The sequence below is a fragment of the Borrelia sp. A-FGy1 genome, from assembly GCF_014084025.1.
In the GTDB taxonomy this organism is placed as follows: Bacteria; Spirochaetota; Spirochaetia; order Borreliales; family Borreliaceae; genus Borrelia.
The window spans coordinates 1-2099 of the sequence record NZ_CP043709.1; the positions used below are offsets into that span (position 1 = coordinate 1).

1 protein-coding gene and 1 pseudogene are annotated in these 2099 nt (G+C 29.3%); one reads left to right on the top strand and one right to left on the bottom strand.

All coding sequences use genetic code 11. The annotated features are described in order from the left end of the window. Positions 1-363: pseudogene (locus F0310_RS05570) on the top strand (immunogenic protein P37); the annotation flags it as partial. Here the strand turns inward: F0310_RS05570 and F0310_RS05575 are convergent. Then, positions 356-1708, bottom strand: coding sequence for a G protein-coupled receptor family protein (locus tag F0310_RS05575; protein ID WP_182117976.1), 1353 nt, complete (start codon positions 1706-1708; stop codon positions 356-358). The pseudogene F0310_RS05570 and the gene F0310_RS05575 overlap by 8 nt on opposite strands. Positions 1709-2099: the final 391 nt, after the last annotated feature.

Below are 2099 nucleotides of genomic sequence, written 5' to 3' on the forward strand. Positions count from 1 at the left end.
AGCTTGCATAAAGCTATTAGTAAGCTTAAGAATAGACACGCTTCTCTTAATGCTTGCTATACTGATGCAACTAGTTCTTTAGAAAAAGCTTACGTTGCTTTTAGAAATACAAATAACAAGGCTGATGAGGCTTTAGCAGAAGCTTTAAAAGAAAGCAAGGATATTAGATACAACAGTCATTATCATGCTTTAATAGCTAGTGCTAAAGATTCAATGAGCAGGGCTAAGGATTTGCTAGAAACTGCTAAGGGAAAGCAGGAAGAAATTAAGGATAATATATCTAAGGCAAACTTAGAGCTTCTTGAGCTAAATAAAGCATATGAAGCCTTGCAAACTACAAATAGCAAGCTGCAAGTTATGTGACTTCAGACAACAAGGTAGTAAAACTATACTTATCAAACAATGTCTTTATCTTCTTGTCACGACTTTTATTAACTAATTTAGTAAGGTTTGAAACAGCCGCTGTATTTAAGATATATCTTCTATTTTTTAGAGAAACCAAGTTTGATTCTACTAGTAAAGCAATTTTTTGTCTTACAAAATATCTTGTTTTACCTGTTTCTTTTGATATAACCCCTACAGATTTAATTGTGGCCTTGTCTTCCTTTAAGCAAGAAGAAACAAAATCAAGTGCATCAAATAACTTTTTTCCTATATTAGAAACATTACCACCCTTTCGTGTAAGCATTTTTTTACTAAAATCAAAAACTTTCTTAACTGGACTTAATTTTGATCTAATATCAAACTTTGTCTTACCTACTGTTTCTCTAGATAGTTTTGGGTCTAGCACAACTTCTTTTACATACTTTTGTCTAGCCTTATATATGCTTATTAGCAATATACCTATCGTTAAATCTAGCATGCTAGATAATAATACCAAAAACCATGTTCTATAATATTCAATATAATTTTCTTTATCCACAATTGAGGAGTCTTTAAATAAGACATTTATTCCTTGTGTTTTAGTTTTCTCTATATTCTTTGCAGCAATGAAACTTGCTAGCTTATTATCTAGTTCTGCAATCTTATCTTCATACTCTTCTAGTTCTAATAGTAAAGCTTTATTTTCTTCTATAGCATTATTAATTTCTTTTTGTAGATCTTTTTTCATCGTAACAAATGTAAAGTCTAGTTCTAGGTGTCTATTTTTAGCCTTCTCAATTCTTAAGTTGTTATTTTTTATCTTATCCATTAGGTTGGCTTTAATTAAGGACAAATTATCTTTCTTATCTTTAATTAAAGCCTTTTTTTCTAATATTTGATTTTCAATAATATCCATACGGCTCTTTATTTGTGAATAATAGCTTTGCCTAAAAAGACTTTCAAAACTATACCATGTACTAGGTATTTGGGCTACAAATGCTAGAAATAATAAAAATATTAAACATATATTTAGTACAACTTTCTTAAGCCTACTCTCTACATTCATCTTCTGGCTAAACAGGTTAAGCAGATAAGAAAAGATAACAGATGGGATAGTAATAATGAAAATAGTTAGTACTATGTAAAAGTAAAAAACACTACTACTAACTTCTTCTCTTGCCTCATAAACAAGTAAACCGTTATATGAGCAGTAAAGGTTTAGAAGATACAAAATAATTGTTGCTACAACTAAATACAAATTGTTAGCAAAAAACTTAATGTCTAGCTTGTATTTGAAATTATTACTACCACCACTTGCTGTATTACTACTTACATGCTTTACCATTTATTATTACTCCTTTATTTTCTACTTTGACTACTCTATTACTACTAGAGCACTACTTTAGCATTAGACTACTACTATTTTAGTACTACTATACTACTAGTATAATGTTACTATGTTACTGCCAAAAATAACAAACACGAAAGACATTACTATTAAGATTTGACACCCTCTTGCAAATGACATAGTTTCTTCCTATCCTAGATAATTGAGTTTAAAAATGATTTTTATGATACAATTATCCAGTAATTTGTTTTATCAATTTTGATACAATAAATCAATTAGATACTTTAGAGGTCAGTTAACATGAGGGTAAGGGTTTTATTTTCAAGTATTCTTATATTTATTTCAATTAATGCTTTCTCAGGCACTGCCTTTGAGCTTAATCTTGGGA